This window comes from Streptomyces sp. NPDC055140 (assembly GCF_053607285.1).
Map to the genome: position 1 here is coordinate 1,519 of NZ_JBSGTG010000129.1, position 1,850 is coordinate 3,368.

At 66.9% G+C, this 1,850-nt stretch carries 2 protein-coding genes; both read right to left on the reverse strand.

All coding sequences use genetic code 11. From position 1 onward, the window contains the following. On the reverse strand, window positions 1–284 hold a 284-nt coding region (locus ACWFR4_RS48155), incomplete at its 3' end, for a helix-turn-helix domain-containing protein (RefSeq protein ID WP_453658251.1). Window positions 285–700: 416 nt separating this feature from the next. Continuing rightward, window positions 701–1,850: glycoside hydrolase family 15 protein (locus ACWFR4_RS48160; protein ID WP_453658253.1), on the reverse strand; the 1,150-nt coding region annotated here is incomplete at its 5' end.

Here is a 1,850-nt window from a genome sequence, read left to right on the forward strand (position 1 = left end):
CCGTCACGGTGAACCTTCGGTCGGGACGGCTTCTGGAAACCACGGGGGCGCCGGGCGGCGCCCGCCTTCTTGAGGACCGTGTGGATGTTTCCGTAGGACCGTCCGGTCTCAGCGCAGATGGCGCGGATCGACATGGGGTTCGGCTCGGAATACAGGGACACGACGTGAGCGCGAAATACGACGGCCTGCTCACCGGTGAGGCGTTTGCCGGGCGGGGCAGACGGTGTACTTCTGTTCGGCTCTTGGCTGGCCAGTAGTGCGGGGGAGTAGGTGGCGTTCGGCATTGCTGCTCCTGATCAGAGTTGGGTTTCATCGAGGGCAAGGTGGAGGAATCCGTCTCCTGCCCACGGGTGGTGGAGCTCCTGCTCGTGCACGGAGCCGCTGGCGCAGAGGTCGACCTAGGAGACGGTGACGAGGCACCTGGATCGGTGCCCTCCTTGACCAGCACATACAGCGCGACCTTGGGGCGGCCAGCGATACATGCGGTGCATGACGGCAGGATGCTCATGCCCGGGTGCGCAGCCGCGGGACGTCGGCACGCGAGGTTGACCGGTCTCCCTCGGCTGCGGCACAGGCTGGTGCGGAGCGGCGGGGAAGGGTGGCCAGGCGCTGTGGAACCCGGACGATTGTGCCGTCACGGCAGGTGGCGGTCGGGTGCTCGCCCGTGCTGCACGGCGAGGAGGGCGGGGTGGGTGCTCTCCTATCCGGGACAGCAAACGCCGGACGCTGGCTGAGAGGTGACGGTACATCGCGGGTCACCTCCACGTGGGAGCTCACGCTGCGCGGTCCGGTGTTCCAGGGCGAGGGCAGCATCCACAATTCCGATGTGGGAGAAGGCCTGTGGGTAGTTGCCGACCTGCCGCCGCTGCTGAGGGTCCCACTCCTCGGCCAACAGCCCCAGGTCGCTGCGCAGGGTGAGTAGGCGCTCGAACAACACGCGTGCCTCTTCGTCGCGGCCGATCATCGCGAGGGCGTCGGCGAGCCAGAACGAACAGACCAGGAAGGCGCCCTCGTCGCCCGGCAGCCCGTCCACGCCGGTGTTGGGCCCCTCGGTCGGGTATCGCAAGAGGAATCCGTCCGATGTGGAGAGTTCCTTCTGGACGGCTTCGACCGTGCCTATGACCCGCTTGTCGTCCGCGGGTAAGAAACCTACCTGGGGGATCAGCAGGAGTGCGGCATCCAGTTCCTGGCCGTCGTAGGACTGCGTGAAGGTGTTGCGGTCCGGGTCGAAGCCGTTGGCGCACACATCCTGGTGGATCGTGTCACGCAGACGCCTCCACTGGTTGACAGGGCCATCTGCGTGGCCGCCTTCGATCAGCTTGATCGTGCGGTCAACCGCAACCCAGGCCATCACCTTGGAGTGCACGAAGTGCCGGTCCGGGCCCCGGACTTCCCAGATGCCCCTATCGGGCTCGCGCCAGTGGGCTTCGACGGACTGGACAAGCTTGACCAGCAAGTGGTTGCTGGTCTCGTCGCGCTCCAGACCGAGGTTCGCGGCCAGGTGCAGGGCCTCGATCACCTCGCCGTAGACGTCGAGTTGACGCTGTCCAGCGGCCCCGTTGCCGGTGCGGACGGGGAGTGAGGCCTCGTACCCGGTCAGCCAGTCCAGTTCGTTCTCCGGCAACTCACGTTCACCCGCGATGCCGTACATGATCTGTAGGTTCTCGGGGTCTCCAGCGACCGCGTGCAGGAGCCAGGTCCTCCAGGCACGTGCTTCGTCGCGGTAGCCGGCCCGTAGCAGGCAGGACATGGTGATCGCGGCGTCTCTGAGCCAGACATAGCGGTAGTCGCGGGGGCGGACGCCGGCGTTGTCTTCCGGCAGAGCGGTGGGGGGGGCGGCGACGATTCCG